Source organism: Psychrobacter sp. ENNN9_III (assembly GCF_001462175.1).
In the GTDB taxonomy this organism is placed as follows: domain Bacteria; phylum Pseudomonadota; class Gammaproteobacteria; order Pseudomonadales; family Moraxellaceae; genus Psychrobacter.
This window is the reverse complement of sequence record NZ_LNUO01000025.1, coordinates 25802-42347: the sequence shown is the minus strand read 5'-3', so window position 1 is coordinate 42347 and position 16546 is coordinate 25802. Positions and strand designations below refer to the sequence as shown.

General features: G+C 42.1%; 10 protein-coding genes. 6 read left to right on the top strand and 4 right to left on the bottom strand.

What is annotated here, in order from left to right:
- The first annotated feature begins 154 nt into the window (after nucleotides 1-154).
- A complete protein-coding gene (locus tag PENNN9_RS01950) occupies nucleotides 155-964 on the top strand; it encodes a DUF305 domain-containing protein (RefSeq protein ID WP_058368079.1) in 810 nt (269 codons plus the stop codon).
- 158 nt (nucleotides 965-1122) lie between these two features.
- On the opposite strand, the gene PENNN9_RS01945 is transcribed toward PENNN9_RS01950, so the two are convergent.
- The gene (locus PENNN9_RS01945; protein WP_058368078.1) at nucleotides 1123-3126 is read right to left on the bottom strand and encodes a M61 family metallopeptidase; all 2004 of its coding nucleotides are present in this window, start codon (nucleotides 3124-3126) and stop codon (nucleotides 1123-1125) included.
- Nucleotides 3127-3586: 460 nt separating this feature from the next.
- Between PENNN9_RS01945 and PENNN9_RS01940 the strand changes: the two genes are divergently transcribed.
- Nucleotides 3587-4072: an FKBP-type peptidyl-prolyl cis-trans isomerase gene (locus tag PENNN9_RS01940; RefSeq protein ID WP_058368077.1), complete on the top strand. Its 486-nt coding sequence runs from the start codon at nucleotides 3587-3589 to the stop codon at nucleotides 4070-4072.
- Between the two features lie 505 nt (nucleotides 4073-4577).
- On the opposite strand, the gene PENNN9_RS01935 is transcribed toward PENNN9_RS01940, so the two are convergent.
- A complete protein-coding gene (locus PENNN9_RS01935) occupies nucleotides 4578-6806 on the bottom strand; it encodes a carboxy terminal-processing peptidase (RefSeq protein ID WP_058368076.1) in 2229 nt (742 codons plus the stop codon).
- A gap of 504 nt (nucleotides 6807-7310) precedes the next feature.
- Between PENNN9_RS01935 and nagZ the strand changes: the two genes are divergently transcribed.
- Nucleotides 7311-8396, top strand: a complete 1086-nt coding sequence (gene nagZ / locus PENNN9_RS01930) for a beta-N-acetylhexosaminidase (RefSeq protein WP_058368075.1) — start codon at nucleotides 7311-7313, stop codon at nucleotides 8394-8396.
- A 105-nt stretch (nucleotides 8397-8501) separates the two neighbouring features.
- On the opposite strand, the gene PENNN9_RS01925 is transcribed toward nagZ, so the two are convergent.
- Together PENNN9_RS01925 and PENNN9_RS01920 are read right to left on the bottom strand one after the other, a co-directional pair.
- On the bottom strand, nucleotides 8502-10190 hold the full coding sequence (locus PENNN9_RS01925) for an OmpA family protein (protein WP_075103422.1): 1689 nt from the start codon (nucleotides 10188-10190) through the stop codon (nucleotides 8502-8504).
- A 399-nt stretch (nucleotides 10191-10589) separates the two neighbouring features.
- Nucleotides 10590-12107, bottom strand: a complete 1518-nt coding sequence (locus PENNN9_RS01920) for a hypothetical protein (protein ID WP_058368074.1) — start codon at nucleotides 12105-12107, stop codon at nucleotides 10590-10592.
- A gap of 392 nt (nucleotides 12108-12499) precedes the next feature.
- On the opposite strand from PENNN9_RS01920, the gene msbA reads away from it, so the two are divergent.
- From msbA to kdsB, 3 genes are all read left to right on the top strand, one after another.
- Nucleotides 12500-14278, top strand: coding sequence for a lipid A export permease/ATP-binding protein MsbA (gene msbA, locus PENNN9_RS01915; protein WP_058368073.1), 1779 nt, complete (start codon nucleotides 12500-12502; stop codon nucleotides 14276-14278).
- A 50-nt stretch (nucleotides 14279-14328) separates the two neighbouring features.
- Nucleotides 14329-15534 carry a tetraacyldisaccharide 4'-kinase gene (gene lpxK / locus PENNN9_RS01910; RefSeq protein WP_058368072.1) on the top strand — a complete coding sequence of 402 codons (1206 nt, stop codon included), beginning with the start codon at nucleotides 14329-14331 and terminating at the stop codon, nucleotides 15532-15534.
- A gap of 109 nt (nucleotides 15535-15643) precedes the next feature.
- Nucleotides 15644-16471 carry a 3-deoxy-manno-octulosonate cytidylyltransferase gene (gene kdsB, locus PENNN9_RS01905; RefSeq protein ID WP_058368071.1) on the top strand — a complete coding sequence of 276 codons (828 nt, stop codon included), beginning with the start codon at nucleotides 15644-15646 and terminating at the stop codon, nucleotides 16469-16471.
- The last annotated feature ends 75 nt before the right edge of the window (nucleotides 16472-16546 follow it).

The window sequence follows — 16546 nt, the reverse complement described above, 5'->3', positions numbered from 1 at the left end:
AAGCAAATTTGGTGATGATATTTGAAACGTTAGCGTCTCGAATTAGCAAGATTAACCTGCTAATATTCATTATTTGTTGTGTTTTAGCCATCTAGTTTGTCAATTTATTATTCTATTTGACTATTGATTGGCTTATTTATGTTAAGGACATATTATGGCCGCTTGTTATCGTTACCCTCTTTCTGCTCTAGCTATTAGTGTTGCAGCGCTACTTTTTCTTAATGCTTGCCAGCCGGTCACTGAAAGCCCAGAAAGCACAGCTCTCCAAAACGATGAGACGACGACCATAGAAGAGGTAATAGCGCCCTCAACCAATACACAGGCGTCTGAGGTAGATGAAGCGCTTGATTCGCATACAGACCATGATATGCCAAATACAGCGATAAGCGCTGATGATAGACAAGTAAGCGACGTGCTCAAAGATTACACCAAATCGATGACTAGAATGCACGATGAGATGATGATCGGTATGAATTACAATGATCCAGATACCGCTTTCGCTAAGGGTATGCTTGGGCATCATCGCGGTGCATTAGATATGGCAAAAACTCAGCTCAAATACGGCACCGATGAAACTATGCGTAAGCTTGCACAAGAAATTATCGACTCGCAGCAAATCGAGATTGATATCCTAAACAAGTGGCTTGCTAGTCATCCCGATGCTGCTAAACCAAAGCCTGATACTCAAGCCATGCAGCGTGCATACGCTGAAGGTATGGTTACTATGCATGATGAGATGACACTTGGCATCGCAGACCCAGTGCCTGATATGGCGTTCGCTCGCGGTATGCTGCCACACCATATAGGTGCAGTAGATATGGCGATGGTTCAGATGGAGTATGGTAAGGATACAGAGATGCGTAAGCTTGCACAGCAAATCATTGATACACAGCAGCGCGAGATTGAGCTTATGCAAGATTGGATTGCTCTACAAGAGATCGATAATAATGAGCTTAATCAATAGCCGTCGCCAGCACTACGACTAGACTTTTATATATTCTCATATAAACCCCGTGTTAAGAATAACCGCTTAGCAAGGGGTTTTTATAGTGCTACATGGTTGATAGTTATTATCTAAACGCTACGATATTGATAGGCTTGTTCTTGATGATATTGATAGGCTTATTTTTGATAACGCTTCATGCCATCAAGCCACGCTTGCCAAGCCAGAACGGCCTGCTGACTCGCATCGTCCTGCTCTTGGGAGCTCTCTGTTTTCGCCAAACGCAAATTTACCTTATGTGGAAACGCTTTTTCTACTGTATCTTGCGCTTGCATGGCTACGCTAGGCAATACGCTGACACATACTAACTCATCACGGCGGAATAAATAGCAAGTAATCTTGTGCTGAGCATTACTTAAGGCGGTTAGTTGTTTATTATCAGCCTTAATACCATCAATAGCGATAATAACGTCATGAGCCGATATCCCAGCTTTTGCTGCTACGCTACCGCGTTTTACTCGATTGACTTTAAGACCTGCTGGTGTCTCGGTGCAACGTATGCCCCAAGGTATCTTTTTATCAGCCGTCTCTTTGACATCTTCATGAATGGTAATACCGTTTTTCGTCAGTAAGCGCTCAAGGGGTAGCTCCTCCACCCCATTGACATAACGTTGCTCAAAGTCTTCCCAATCGGCTATCGGCATAAACTGACTGATCACTGTACCTATATCAGCACTACTGATACCAATACGCTTGTTGTCGTTTTGCTTTGCTTGCGTATAAAAGGCTTTTACCACATCGAATAGGCGATAGCGACCAGCGCTTTTTTGCTGTAGCGTCAAGTCTAAGCAAAGAGCGACCAATGCCCCTTTATTATAATAACTGATCCCTGCGTTGCCAGTGTTCTCATCGCTACGATAAAGCTTAATCCATGCATCAAAACTGGATTCTGCGACACTTTGATGAGTGCGACCATCGGTTTGGTAATATCTATTAATTTGTTCAGCCAACAGTTTTAGATAACTGGCTTTATCAATCACGCCTGAGGCTTGCAGCATAAAATCATCAATATAAGAGGTAAAGCCTTCAAACACCCAAAGTAGTGGCGTAAACGCTTCCTTACGCAGATCTACGTCTAGCATGACATCTGGACGTACAGTCTTGACCCACCACGAATGAAAGTACTCATGACTACATAGACCCAAGAAGCGCTGATAGTCGCTACTTGGTATCTTAGGCTCATCAATGCTTGGTAAATCGCGGCGCGGGGTGATCAGGCTGGTAGAGTTGATATGCTCAAGACCGCCATAATCTTGACCACTGGCATAAGTCATAAAGGTATAGTCGTCGAATGGCGCATCACCCAGCCAACTGACATACGCCTGACAAATCTGGGTCACATCTTGCTGCAAGCGTCCCATGTTGGCATTGTGTTTGCCAGAGATAAAAAATCGATGACTCAATGCTTGATGCATCTCGTCTTGAACGATAAAATTAAATGAGGTTTGGGCGGCAATCTCAAAAGGATGATCTATCAGCTCATAGTAACTGTCTGCTTGTAAACTATAGCTATGCTTACCATGACCGTCCTGCGAATCAACAGATAGATGCGTGGCCTCAAGACCGCATGCCAATGTGATATCACCATCATCATCAGTCGCCAGATTCTGCTCTGCCAAAAATGTGGCTGGTACGATAAGGCTTACTTGTACCGGTTTTTTCTCTTGCCCTTCTACAGCTAAGGCAAGCGACGTAAAGTTTCCGTACAAACGCTGCTGATCGACATAGGCAGTGCGCACTGATAAGTCGTAACAATAAACTTCATAATGGACGCTTAGTAGCTGCCCAGCTTCAACCTGTGGCAGTTGCCACGTATTTTTATCAATCTTTTGAGCGCGTTGTTTAAAAGAGCTGTCATCACTATGTTCTTTACCCTCTTCATTCTCTATTCGGTAATAAACTGCCGTAATGTTGCGAGCAAACTCACGCATCAAATAACTGCCTGGTATCCATGCGGGCAGCCATAAGCGCGGCGATGCCGTATCTGCCGTAAAGTTCAGAGTAACATCGACTAAATGCTCAAAAAAGCGGTCAAAATCGAGCTGATAACTGATATCAGCGGTAAGTTTTGGTGCAGGCTCGCGGCTTGATGAGCTGTCTTTGGATACGGATAGTGTTGTCATATTAAATACTTATTATAGTGTTTAACTTATGGTAGAAGCCTCAAGTCCAAAACGCAACCAATAAACAACGAGTAATATAGTCAATATTCTCTAAATAAATACAGAGTTACGGTGATAAGCTTTTTGATGCTTCTAATTGGCAAAACATATAGCAAGCAAGGCAGGTTTGTGTCAGTAACGCATTAATCTGACTATATCGACTCGCTTTTAAACTGCCTATAAATAACCTATATAATGAAATTTGAATTAATTTCACTAATATTGGCATTTTTTATGTTTTTTGCCTTGAAAGTTATTATTACCATCTCAATTAAAGATGCTAACTGCTAAAGTTACTTTTATAAATTGAAATAAACTGATGATAATTGACTAATGATTTGGCTTTTGGCTTACTGATTGGCTTTTTTAGGTTTATTACAACCGCATTTAATTTTTTACATAGATATATTTAGGATAATTTATGACTACTATCGCAAAAGACACTGCCGTCAAATTCAATTACACTTTAAAAGACGACGAAGGCAACATTCTTGACCAGTCACCAGAAGGTCAACCACTTGCTTATTTGCATGGCCATAGCAATATTATTCCAGGTCTTGAGCAGCAGCTAGAAGGTAAATCTGCTGGCGAGAAAGTCAATGCAGTCGTTGAGCCTGCTGATGGCTACGGCGAATACCAAGAGCAAGCAGTACAGCACGTGCCACGTGATAACTTCCAAGGCGTTGATGACATCCAACCTGGTATGCAGTTCCAGTCAGAAGCCGGTGGTCAAGTCATGTTAGTTACTGTTACTGAAGTAAACGACAACGAAGTGACTGTTGATGCCAACCATCCACTAGCTGGTAAGCGTCTGACTTTTGATGTAGAGATTCAAGAAGTACGTGCAGCCACAGAAGATGAATTAAACCACGGCCATGTACATGGCGCAGGTGGCGTTGAGCACTAATTTATCAAAAATTAGCTAAAGCGTTTAAAGATGAGTGACACGCGTTACTTATCTTTTAGACCAAAAAACCAGTAGCGATGTCTACTGGTTTTTTTGGTTTAAATGATAAGAGCAGTTGTCTTTAAACCTTATCGTAAAAAAGATGTTATGAATGTCTTGGTAATAGAACACCCTTCTTTCAAACGTAATAAAACCGCACAACGACAGGCGCTATGCGGTTTCTATCACCAACCATCCTTGTTTACGTTATGCTACACCCAATCCCAAGACATAGTATAACTATTAGGCATCCAGCCTTATCATCCGTAATGAGCAATCCATCCCTGAAACAATTTATAAACAACCTACAAATACCAATCCCTAGTATCAAACATAGTATCGTCAAACTGTGCAGTGGGTCTATAATCGCAGATTGCCCTTCGCTTAGTAAGAGGTTGAAACGACATTATCTGTAAGCATATGCTTACAGATAATGTCATATGCTTACAGATAATGTCCGAAGTATTTAGGGCTCTATCGTTGCTTGCAACTTTTCTTTAGGACTAAGTGTCGCTTTCGAATCCGCACTGAGCATCAAGTAGGCAGCCTCGCTGATAAAAGCTTCATCCTCCGGTAGCTGCGGACGTTCATCAGCCTTCATCTTGCTGCGCTCTTCAAATTTTGCATCCATGGCTGCTTGGTAGGTATCCCAATTGGCATACGGGCTCTTACCAGTCGCTATTAGACGTTTGTTTTCAGCTTGCAATGAGCGCTGCTCAATCAACTCCATCTTCGCTCGGCGACTATTTATATCCAAATCAATGGGCTTTTTTTCATCATCCATATCGCGTATGTCATTTAGAGTAGATAGATAAACAAACTGCGGATTTTGCTGTTGACGTATTTTAGATTGCTGGTTCAAGGTGGCAAGAGTGTCTGAAGAAAACTTACCTTCAGGCTTATATGCCGCTGTTTTAATAGTATCCCATGGTAGCGCTTTTTTCTGTGCGCGCTCACCAAAGGTAGCGTCATCATAAATATTGACCAGCTCTACATCAGGTACAACCCCTTTATTCTGTGTACTACCCCCTGTGATGCGATAAAACTTACGCTGAGTTAATGTTGCAGAACCCAGCGCTAGATTATCCAACTGAATTTGTGCAGAGCCTTTACCAGTTGTAGTACTACCAACCACTAGACCTCGGCCATAGTCTTGTATCGCTGCCGCGAAAATCTCACTAGCAGACGCTGAGGATAAGTTTGTGAGTACCACTACCTTGCCATCATATAGCTGTTTACCACCATCATCATCGCGATATACTTGGACATTGCCACGGTTATCGCGTATTTGTACTAATGGTCCACTTTTAATAAATAACCCTAGCATCTTTGCTACTTCATCCAAAGAGCCACCTGGATTGTTACGCAGATCCACCACCAGACCATCGATATTTTCTTTATTTAGGGCTTTGATTGCCTTTTCAGTATCAACACTGACGCTACGATAATCCTCGCCATTGCGACGCGCACGATAGTTCAAATAAAAGCTTGGTATCTCGAGCACACCAATGCGCTTTGGTGTCTCATCAATGTTGGGACGTTGTACCTCTACGACGCGATGAGTGACTCCTGACTCTTCTTGCTCAATAATGTCGCGTACGACAGTAATAGTACGGGCGCTCGCTTCTGGCGTATTAGGCTGACGCACTTTTAGAGTCACTGAAGTGCCACGCTTACCGCGAATCAGACCGACAATCTCGCGCGTTGACCAGCCGACCACATCAGTCATGGTTTTGCCATCTTCAGCGATGCCGATGATGAGATCGTTGGGTTTGATTTGACCAGTTTTGGCCGCAGGTCCACCATCGACTAAAGTGACGATACGTGTATAGTCTGGGTTTTTTCGATCTGGACGAATAGAGACCCCAATACCTTCTAACTGTAAGCTTGACTGAATCTGTAGCTCCGTCGCCTGAATAGGAGCATAATAATTACTATGTGGATCATAAGTGAGCATGGCAGTATTTAGTACTGTCTCCATTATCTCATCGTCTTTTAAACGTGACATCTGCCCTTGTTGACGTGATAAACGGTTTAATAAAATCTCACTTGGCGTACGCTGATCATCACGTACTAAATCTTGACCACGAGTGATATCAGGGTTGTCTAAAAATATCTGCTCTTTGCCTTTTTCACTCTCTTTACCCAAAGAGATACTTATTAACTGAAATTTTAACTGACGCGCCCAATAGTCACGCTGGGCTTTTTTGGTCTTAAAATGTCCAAGTTTTTCGCGGTCGAGAATAATAGTCTCATCGCTTGTCAAATCAAGATCCGTTTTTAGCATTCTTGTGGCCATATCGAAGTACTCATTTGAGCGTTTGCGATAGCGCTCAAAAATATCGACACCAGCAGATAGATCGCCACGTTTGAGACGATTGCCAAACTCGCTTGCATATTTCTTTTTGAATTCATCAACATCAGATTGTAAAAACAACGTATGGTTTGGATCAAGACTGTCTATATACATAGACAAAATTTCACTGCCCATTTCACTATCAAGTGGTTGGTTTAAATAATGACTGCGGTCTAACAGTGCCGCGACTTGCCTGGTTGTAATTTTTTGCTCAGGAGTTTGGACGAAACCTTCAGTGCCGGTATCTGCTACTGCTGTACCATAGCTTTGTGTCAAAATAAGCCCAGCCACGCCAACTGACGCCACGCTGAGTAACCACTGTGCTGGTTGTTTTTTCATCATATGTACCTAGTTGTTTTAAGTGATAAAATACCTAAAATGGGACTTAAATTGTCTTATCAATGTATCTTAAATGAGTTTGTTAATAGAAAATACGTTTCATTCGATATTAGCATGGTCATTAGTTTACAACTGTCTCAAACTGTATAAACAATCTTACACGCTACGTCTGTACATACCAAACTTTCTATCGTCTTTATTGTACGTGCTATCATGTTTGTGTTAGTTATTTAACCGATGCCAGTTATGCATTTATGTTGTGGTCATAACTTTATACTTAAACGGTAACTACGATAAATGTGCTATTACCTATGCCGTTTGCCGAATTATCTGCCGGATCAAAATAGGTCTTACGATCGATAACGGGGATGATATCTTAATAGAAGAAGACAGTTTTCAATCATATTATCCCGATGATGTCGTGATTAAACTAACCATAAAATCAGTAATCAATCACTAATCGAAATTAACAATATAAGTGCATAGCACTCTAAGGATTTTGCCATGTATGGTGTCTTAATGATCGATATCGATAGCACCACATTGACAAACGAAGATGTCAGTTTGCTCAAACAAGCTCAAGTTGGGGGCGTAATTTTGTTTGCTCGTAATGTCGTAGATGCCGCGCAAGTACGCGCGCTATGTGACGATATTCGCTATCATAACCCTGATATTCTCATTGGCGTCGATCAAGAAGGGGGGCGCGTTGCACGATTACGTAATGGGTTTACACCGCTACCTGCTATGGGTAAGCTTGGCGAGTTATTTGATCATGATCCTACGCAAGCTTTAAGCTGCGCCTATGATTGTGGTTATTTGATGGCCGCTGAGGTGTTAGCAGTGGGTATCGATCTTAGTTTTGCGCCAGTACTTGATAGAGATGGAGTTAGTCAAGTAATCGGTGATCGTAGTTTTCATAAAGATCCCCAAGTAATCGTCGCTTTAGCCACGCAGTTTATGCGAGGTATGAGAGCCGCCGGTATGGCAACCACAGGCAAGCACTTCCCCGGTCATGGCGCTATCGCTCCTGATTCTCATGTAGCAGAAGCTATTGATGATCGTAGCCTTGATGAAATACTAGCAAGTGATATGCAGCCTTTTGCTCAGACACTACCGTGGCTTGATGCCCTGATGCCAGCACATGTGATATTTTCGCAAGTAGATGATAAGCCTGCAGGCTTCTCTAAAGTTTGGTTACAAGACATCATCCGCGACAAGCTCAAATTTGACGGTGTTTTATTTTCTGATGATCTATGTATGGCAGGTGCGCAAGCGGCTGGCGACATTAGTGATCGTGTACGTGCAGCCATTAAGGCAGGTTGTGATATTGCTCTAGTGTGCAACGATCGTATTGCCGCCCATGAAGCAGCCAAAACTGCACAAGAACTGCCGTATCCTAATCAAAGCCGCATTAAAACCATGCGCGGCCAAGTGCCATCATGGCAAGGAGATATCGAATCTACTTGTAAACAGTTTGAATATTGGCAACAAGCCAAGGACAGTGTCCTAAAAACGTTCTTTAATGCTCAATCTAATGTATCGCTATCTCAAAGTGAGCATAAAGTACTAGACCCAACTGACTACAGATAGTTTTAATAAGTAAATAGTTTTTATCTTTAATAACGATATTTTGTACAATAAAAAACCGCCCCTTTAAAAGGCGCGGTTTTTTACATTAATGACCAAATTCAATTTTTATTGTGGATCTAATGCTGTACCTTGAGTAGGATCATCACTATCTGGTAATACATCATCGTTGTTGTTATCTAACGGGTTCAAATCTGGGTCTGGCATAGTAGCGTCTACACCGTTGTCATCACCATCCACCGTCATATCATCATTGTTGCTATCCAAAGGATTTAGATCTGGGTCAATAGAGTCGTTGGTAATTGCACCGCTCGCACCAGTATTATTTATTGTCGCTTCGTCATTGACAGAAAACTCGATACGGCGATTGCGGAAACGTCCTTGCTCGGTTGAATTATCAGCGATAGGATCACTCTCACCCATCCCTTTAGTTGTAAGCTTACTAGCGTCAACACCTTTAGAGACAAGATACTCTTTTACCGACTCAGCACGATCACGAGACAACTCCATATTATATGCATCTGACGCTAGGTTGTCTGTATGACCAATAATCACTAATTCGATGTTAGGTACTTCTTGAATAATATTAGCAGCACGGTCAAGGAAAGGTTTATTCACCTCTGGAATAACTGCTTTATCAAGCTCAAAGTTAATCACCTGAATACTTAAAGCACGAGCAACATCACGAGGATCTGGGTTTTCACCAAGATTGTCGACAGCAGCCTCTGCTGCAACTAAACTATTATCAATTTCACTTTGCAAGTCTAGTGGGCCTTCTGCTCTTATAGTCATTGCTGGAGCAGCTGCTTGTAAATCAGAGACAAGCTTATCAAGTACATCTGCATCAGCAGAGTTGACCACGATCTCATCGCCTTTGATAATCATACTGGCGTTTGGCACACTTTTGATAATTGGCAAAATAGAAGCCAATTGTGCTGCAGCTGGCATATCCGTTGCAAAGTTATCATCTACATCTGCACGGCACTTATCAGCCTCATTACCAAAGGTGCTACTCATAGCATTCATAACGGTCGTCTGCAATGTCTCATCACCAACATTCATACGGCAAGCATATAAGGTATTTGCCTCACCAGTAGCAATACGGATAGAGGCAGGTTCCGCACTAGCGGCTACTGCTGCTACCGCTTGACTATCATCTTCAGCTTGCTCTTCAGTAACGACTGGAGTTGCGACAGGTTCGGGGTTATCTTGACAGCCTCTTAATAATGCCCAAGCTAATGCACCTAAGATAATCAGACCTATAATAGGTAGCAAGGCTTTCATGAAACTGCCCGATTCTTCTTCTTTATGCTGTAGTGGCGCCATACTAGTAGTATCAGAAATACGTGTACCAGCGGCCCCAGCGCTAGCACCAATCATGCCAGCGGGAACTACCGCACTGGCCCAAGCGGGAATATGATGCTGATAATCAGCAGAATTGTCATTCAAGAACTGAGGTACAGGCGTCGTACCTGCTAAATTTTTGATTTCATGATAAGCAAGTGGTGCTGCCATAGCGACCAAACCACGTGCTGCTGTTGCATCGACGTTATGAGCGCCAGCAAGCTCACGAGAAATACTGTCACGATGCGAGCCATCAGTCCACACCCGATCATAAAAACTTTGATCATCGCGGGCTATATTTTCATTAGCAAAACGACCAAAAGTGTCTTTGTCTGCTAAACGCGCAGCAAAAATGGCATAAAACTGTTCTAGTAAACTCTTTTTAGCTGGAGACTGATCATCTCCTAGTACCGCTGGGCTAACTGTACGTGTCAAATGACCAATAATATCCATAATATACTCCCTCCAATCACTATTATTTTGTATATGATTAGTTCAAACAAAATGCAAAAACTAACTTTTATAAGTTTTCATATAAATGAATAATCTAAATAAAAAATATTAAACGCTTTATATGTCAATCAATTTTGATAATTTATTAACTACATTTAATTATTCATTTATAGAACTTAACTATCAAGTATTATATGGGCAATGTACAAGTCAACTCTACAAACGCGCTGTTGTGTAAATGATACATTAGGTAATTTTTGAGTTGTGGCGCGTAACCGTATCGCTATTACCGTACAGTTTATTAACACAAAGATAAAAATAGTATTAAAAACAGAAGTTATCGATCATATGACTTCTTGAGTTAATCCGTAAAATATACCTTAGTCGTCTGTTACAAACTTATTTGTCTCGAATGAGTTCCTTATCAACTGGCCTCTCATTACGTAGCTTTTCAGCGACGATAGTAGTATTGGCCAAATCATCAACCTCTGCTGTTGACATAGAACCGCCTGAAGTAGTAAACGAGCGATCATTGTTAGGCTGGCTGTTAATGTCCTTATTAGCATTGCTATTGTAGGGTATTGCTTCTATTGTATTATTGGTAACGTCACTTGATTGCTGAGCATTCTGATTAAAACTCATATCGTTATTTTGAAGGTCATTATTTTTAGGATAGGTATCGTCATAAGTATTGTTTAGGGGCATATTTTCATTGACAAACTGATTGTCACGATTATTCATCATGCTTATATCATTGTCGTTATTGACGATTATTTCGTCGCTATTCGCTAACGATAAGGGCGCAGCACTAGTGATCGTTGCTGTCGGTATTATGGTCCGTATATCAGTCAGCAAGCGCTGGAGCAATATGCCATCAGGCGCCTCTAAGTTAAGCTCAGCATTTTGTAGTTGTAATCGTGCAAAAGGAACTGAACGCAGTAGCGTAAATACACGAGGAAGCGCTTCTATATCGATATTAGATAAACGTTTAGCAACGCCTGGTTTTACTTCCAGCTCACAAGTACTTGCTTGCTCTCCAAAGCTGACATTCAATGCTTGCTTAAGCGCCTTTTGTAACGCTGTATCCCCCACAGTCGCTGTACAGTTATATACATCCCCACTGTCATCTATCACGATCAATAGCTCTACGGGTAACAACGTCTCTACGGCCGGCTCACTTATTGGCTCAACCGCGACAGGTGAAGTAACAACTGGCTCTACAGGTGCAGATGCAGGTGTTAGGTAATTAGGCTTAATAACTAATATCCATGCTAGCCCGATGGCGGTTAGTGCACCAATGAATAGCAAGACCTTTACTATCAGATTATTCCTTGGGTTACGAGTACGGCCTTTTAAACGACTCTCAGAAGTCTCTGAGTCACGATAGTCCGATGGATTAGCATAAATAGTATCTGTCGTATCGACTAAAAGGGGTTGTTTATCTAAGTTTATAGCGTCGTTGTCTGTGTCTTTTGGCACTATGACTTTCTCTGCCCATACTGGCAAATAAGATCTTACCGACAGTTGCTGTGTCTGTAAAAAAGCAGGTAAAAACTGCCCATTAGCTAAAATATTTAACTCTTGATAGATCAGCGATGCAGCATTGATTAATAGCTTTTGGGTGGTCTGTGTATCAACATGATGGCTTGTCGCCAATTCATCAATTAACCATTGACGCAGGCTTGCCTTTTGCCATAGCTGCTCAAACATCGTGATGCTTGAGATCTCAGGGCTCAAAGTTGCTGGTACTGATATGTTTTGATCAGCATGTAACAACTGCGTATATACATCAGGCTGAGCTAAACGTGCAATAAAAATGGCATAAAACTGTTCAAGTAAACTAACATGCGCCACGTTATTATTATTACCTAACACCGCTGTCGTTACCGTTTGGTCAAGCTGATCAATGATAGTCATAAATATTGCCTTTGAAGCGAGATAATATATAGGGGATTCACGTCAAAACCGATGTAATACAACTGAGATGAAATGGCCGTATTCTTAGTCATAGTAGCGCGCAGAAAATACTTATCTTGTTTGTATGGGATTATTAAGGTAACGATTTTATTTTGAACTGACTATAGTTAATTTGCTATAAAAACGATACAGCAAGACTGGTATAAATTTTTTACAGGCTCTGTCAGCGTAGACACAGCAATCAAGAAAAATTTATATCAGTTGTGCATCACGTTACAACGTATCGGTCTGATTCGGTATCGCCTATACATCCACATTCTCTTGTATATAATGATGCTGCCAATGCTACGAATGTCACAAACCCATCTACTAATATTTGACCCGAGGCTTTTATGAGTCAATCTGACGTAACTAAAACCTCTGCCAATCTTAAGCTTGCACAACCATTGACTCCGCCCAAGCGTAAGACGTTGCTGCGTTTGTTAAGATATTTAAAACCCTACTGGTGGGCGCTTCTTTTAACAGTGTTAGGCTTTGCTATCAATGCGGCAACAGAGATATGGATTGCCAAACTATTACAGTATATTACTGATGCTATTAATCAAAACGATCAAGCAAAGCAAAATTGGTTTCCTGCTTTAATTATTGCGTTGTTTTTTGTACGCGGTGTTGGCAGCTTTTTAGGTAACTATTATTCTGCGTTAGTCTCAAGAAATCTGGTTTATGAGCTACGGGTACAAGTGTTTAATAAGTTATTACGCTTGCCAAGCTCTTTTTATCTGGCCAATCCTGCAGGAACCATCTCTTCCAAACTAATATTTGATGTCGAACAAGTAACGGCGGCTAGTACCGACTCTATGAAGACTGTGTTGCGCGATGGCCTGACAGTCGTCGCTTTGATTGGTTTTTTGCTTTATAGCAATTGGCGCTTGACGTTGATTTTATTTTTGGTATTGCCACCGATCTTATGGTTGATTCGCTTTGCCTCTAAGCGTTACCTAAAGCTGTCCAAAGGTATCCAAGAAACCATGGGTGATGTGAGTCACATTACTAATGAGGTAATTGGCGGCTACCAAGTAGTGAAAAACTATGGCGGGCAAGCTTACGAGGCTCAACGCTTTAACGTCACATCAAAAAAGAATCTGCGTCAAGGCATGAAAGTGGTCGTCACTAATAGCATCAACACTCCAGCGGTGCAGCTATTGATGGCAATGGCGATGTCTGTGGTAGTCTGGCTTGCTCTACGTCCATCGGTGATTGACAATATCTCAGCAGGCGAGTTTATATCTTACATTGCAGCAGCAGGTCTTCTGAGTAAACCTGTACGCTCATTGACCGATGTCAACCAAAAACTGCAAAAAGGTATCGCTGCAGGCGAGTCTATATTTGCATTGCTTGATGAGCCTGAAGAGCGCGATACGGGTACGCTTAGTCCGTCATTATCAGGTGAGATTCAATTGGATAACGTTAGCCTAATCTATCCTGACTCAACCGTGGCGTTACAGGACTTTAGCTTAGATGTACGGGCAGGTGAGACTGTCGCATTGGTTGGTCGTAGCGGTGCTGGCAAGTCATCCTTGGTTAATTTACTAACGCGCACCTTAGCCACAACTTCAGGGCAGATTACGATGGACGGCATGCCTATTGAAGACATTACTTTGGAGAGTCTGCGTGCGCAAATTGCCATGGTCAACCAACAGGTAGTACTATTTAATACCACCGTTTTTAATAATATTGCTTATGGCAGTTTGGCGGCTAAGTCACAGGCTGAGGTTGAAGCTGCGGCTAAAGATGCCTTTGCTCATGACTTTATTATGAAAATGCCGCAAGGTTATCAAAGTCAGATTGGAGCAGAAGGCTTGCAGCTGTCTGGTGGTCAACGCCAACGCCTATCGATAGCACGCGCCTTATTAAAAGACGCCCCAATCCTAATATTAGACGAGGCGACCAGTGCGCTTGATAATGAATCAGAGTATTTTATCCAGCAAGCGCTCGACAATGTCATGAAAGATCGTACTACTTTAGTCATTGCGCATCGTCTCACAACGATTGAGTCAGCAGATCGTATTGCAGTGTTGGACGGCGGACGAATCGTTGAAATTGGTACCCATAATGAGCTTATGCAAAAGCAAGGTCATTATGCGCAAATGTATGATCGAGATTTTGAATAACAAACAATCTGGGTTACAAATTACGGGCAAAACTGGATGGATGCTAAATAATGAGTATTGAGACGACAATTACTCGTGCTTGGCAGCGAAAAGCAGCTTGGCTTTGGTTACTATTGCCGCTTAGTTGGCTATATGGCTTGCTTGTTTGGTTGCGTCGTCAGGCTTATAAACTGGGAGTATTGACAAGTTTTCGTGCCCTTGTACCAGTTATGGTCATCGGTAATGTTACGGTTGGCGGTAGTGGCAAAACGCCTTTAATTATCACTTTGGTCAGTTATTTGCAAAAACAAGGCATAAAGGTTGGTGTGATTAGCCGTGGTTATGGCGGCGATACATCCCAAATGCCAGCGTTAGTAACCAAAGAGAGTTTGCCAAGTACAGTAGGCGATGAGCCGTGTTTGATTGTCAACACCACTGCTGCGCCAATGGCCGTATGCCCAAACCGCAAGCAGGCAATTACGACTTTGCTAAACGCGCATCCTGACTTACAATTAATTATCGCTGACGATGGTTTACAGCATTATGCGTTGCAACGTGATATCGAATGGATAGTAGTAGATGTTGCACGTGGATTTGGCAATGAGCAGCTATTACCGACAGGGTTTTTACGTGAACCGATAGCGCGATTAAAGAATGCCACTGTCATTTATCATGAAAAACCAGTTGCCCTACCATCTTTTAGCCATAAAGTCTTTAATAACGAAACCTTCAGTAACAAGACTAGTAACGAGATTTCGGCCCAGCGTTTAACCATGCAGTTGCAGCCGGATGAACTGTATCCTTTGTTGTCTGATGATGAATTAGTCGAGTTGAACGTTTCAAACATAACCATACCTTTGTCAGCTAAGGTAGTGCCGTTACAAGGTGACAAGGTACATGCAATTAGTGGTATCGGCTATCCTCAGCGCTTCTTCGCCACCCTGAGCACGCTTGGTTTTGATGTCATAGGACATCCTTATCCAGATCATCATAACTTTAGTCTGAGCGAACTACTACAGTACACCGAGCATCCTATGATTGTGACGACTAAGGACGCTGTAAAAATTCGAACAGTGCTATTAACAGAGCTTAGTAAAATAAATGCTATAAAATCGAATGAATCCATTGGTAGTCACAGTGGTAATGATATTAGCGTTTTGGTAAACAGGCTATGGGTATTGCCTGTGACTGCCCAATTATCTGATACTTGCTATCAGACATTGCAGCAGCAATTGAACGCGCATGACATCAACATGGCTACGTCAAGTCACAGTTAAGATTGTCGATGCATGTAGTTGTTTTTATATCTAAGCGTTCGTCTAAATTACCCGCTTATTTGTATATTACCTATTTAAATTTATGAACTATTTGTTATAGGAATTATGTATGTCATCTGCTTTAGCACCCACCAAAACTCATATCGTTATTCCTGCGCGCTTTAAGAGTACACGTCTACCAGGCAAGCCTTTGTTAGATATTCATAGTAAGCCTATGATACTTTGGGTCGCTGAAAAGGCTCAAGCCGCACATTTTGCCGATGATATGTGCATTGCGACTGATGATGAACGTATCGCTAAGGTTTGTTTGGATGCAGGATATGAGGTGGTTATGACAAGTGTTGACCACATATCAGGCACAGATCGTTTGGCTGAAGTTGCGACGATCAAAGGCTGGGCTGAGCACGACATTATCATTAATATGCAAGGAGATGAGCCATTAGTGCCGCCGTCGTTGCTACAGCAAGTCAAAGACTTGTTGGTACAAGATGATGACAGCGTTATGGCGACTTTATACGAGCCTATTGAAGATTATCAGACGTTCATAAGACCGTCGGTGGTCAAGGTTGTGAGTGCAATCGTTGGTGACACTCAGCGCGCGCTGTACTTTAGCCGTGCACCGATTCCTTGTGATCGTGATGTGGCGTTGACAATGGCTGCCGGTAGTTTAGATATAGCAGAGCTACCCGCCCCAAAAGAGGCTTACCGTCATTTGGGATTGTATGCTTATCGGGTAAGTTTGTTACAACAATTTGTCCATTGGTCTCAAACACCGCTTGAAACGCTTGAGAGCTTAGAGCAATTACGCATTTTAGAAAACGGTGGCAACATAGCTATTGCGGCTGCAAAAGTTCAGCTACCTGCTGGCGTGGACACGCAAGAAGATTTGGATCGTTTAAATGCAATGAGTGTCAATAAGTTTATAAGCAATACATAATAAATAGCCTAAGCGTTTACTTAGCAATTGATATTTGAAAGAAACTATAAGATAAGATAAGTACCAAGCTTAGTA

Excerpts from the sequence above, each read along its gene's own strand:
- nagZ (WP_058368075.1), top strand. The coding sequence starts at position 7,311 with ATGTATGGTGTCTTAATGATCGATATCGATAGCACCACATTGACAAAC.
- lpxK (WP_058368072.1), top strand. The coding sequence starts at position 14,329 with ATGAGTATTGAGACGACAATTACTCGTGCTTGGCAGCGAAAAGCAGCT.
- PENNN9_RS01920 (WP_058368074.1), bottom strand. The coding sequence starts at position 12,107 with ATGACTATCATTGATCAGCTTGACCAAACGGTAACGACAGCGGTGTTA.
- PENNN9_RS01945 (WP_058368078.1), bottom strand. The coding sequence starts at position 3,126 with ATGACAACACTATCCGTATCCAAAGACAGCTCATCAAGCCGCGAGCCT.
- msbA (WP_058368073.1), top strand. The coding sequence starts at position 12,500 with ATGAGTCAATCTGACGTAACTAAAACCTCTGCCAATCTTAAGCTTGCA.
- kdsB (WP_058368071.1), top strand. The coding sequence starts at position 15,644 with ATGTCATCTGCTTTAGCACCCACCAAAACTCATATCGTTATTCCTGCG.
- PENNN9_RS01940 (WP_058368077.1), top strand. The coding sequence starts at position 3,587 with ATGACTACTATCGCAAAAGACACTGCCGTCAAATTCAATTACACTTTA.
- PENNN9_RS01950 (WP_058368079.1), top strand. The coding sequence starts at position 155 with ATGGCCGCTTGTTATCGTTACCCTCTTTCTGCTCTAGCTATTAGTGTT.
- PENNN9_RS01925 (WP_075103422.1), bottom strand. The coding sequence starts at position 10,190 with ATGGATATTATTGGTCATTTGACACGTACAGTTAGCCCAGCGGTACTA.
- PENNN9_RS01935 (WP_058368076.1), bottom strand. The coding sequence starts at position 6,806 with ATGAAAAAACAACCAGCACAGTGGTTACTCAGCGTGGCGTCAGTTGGC.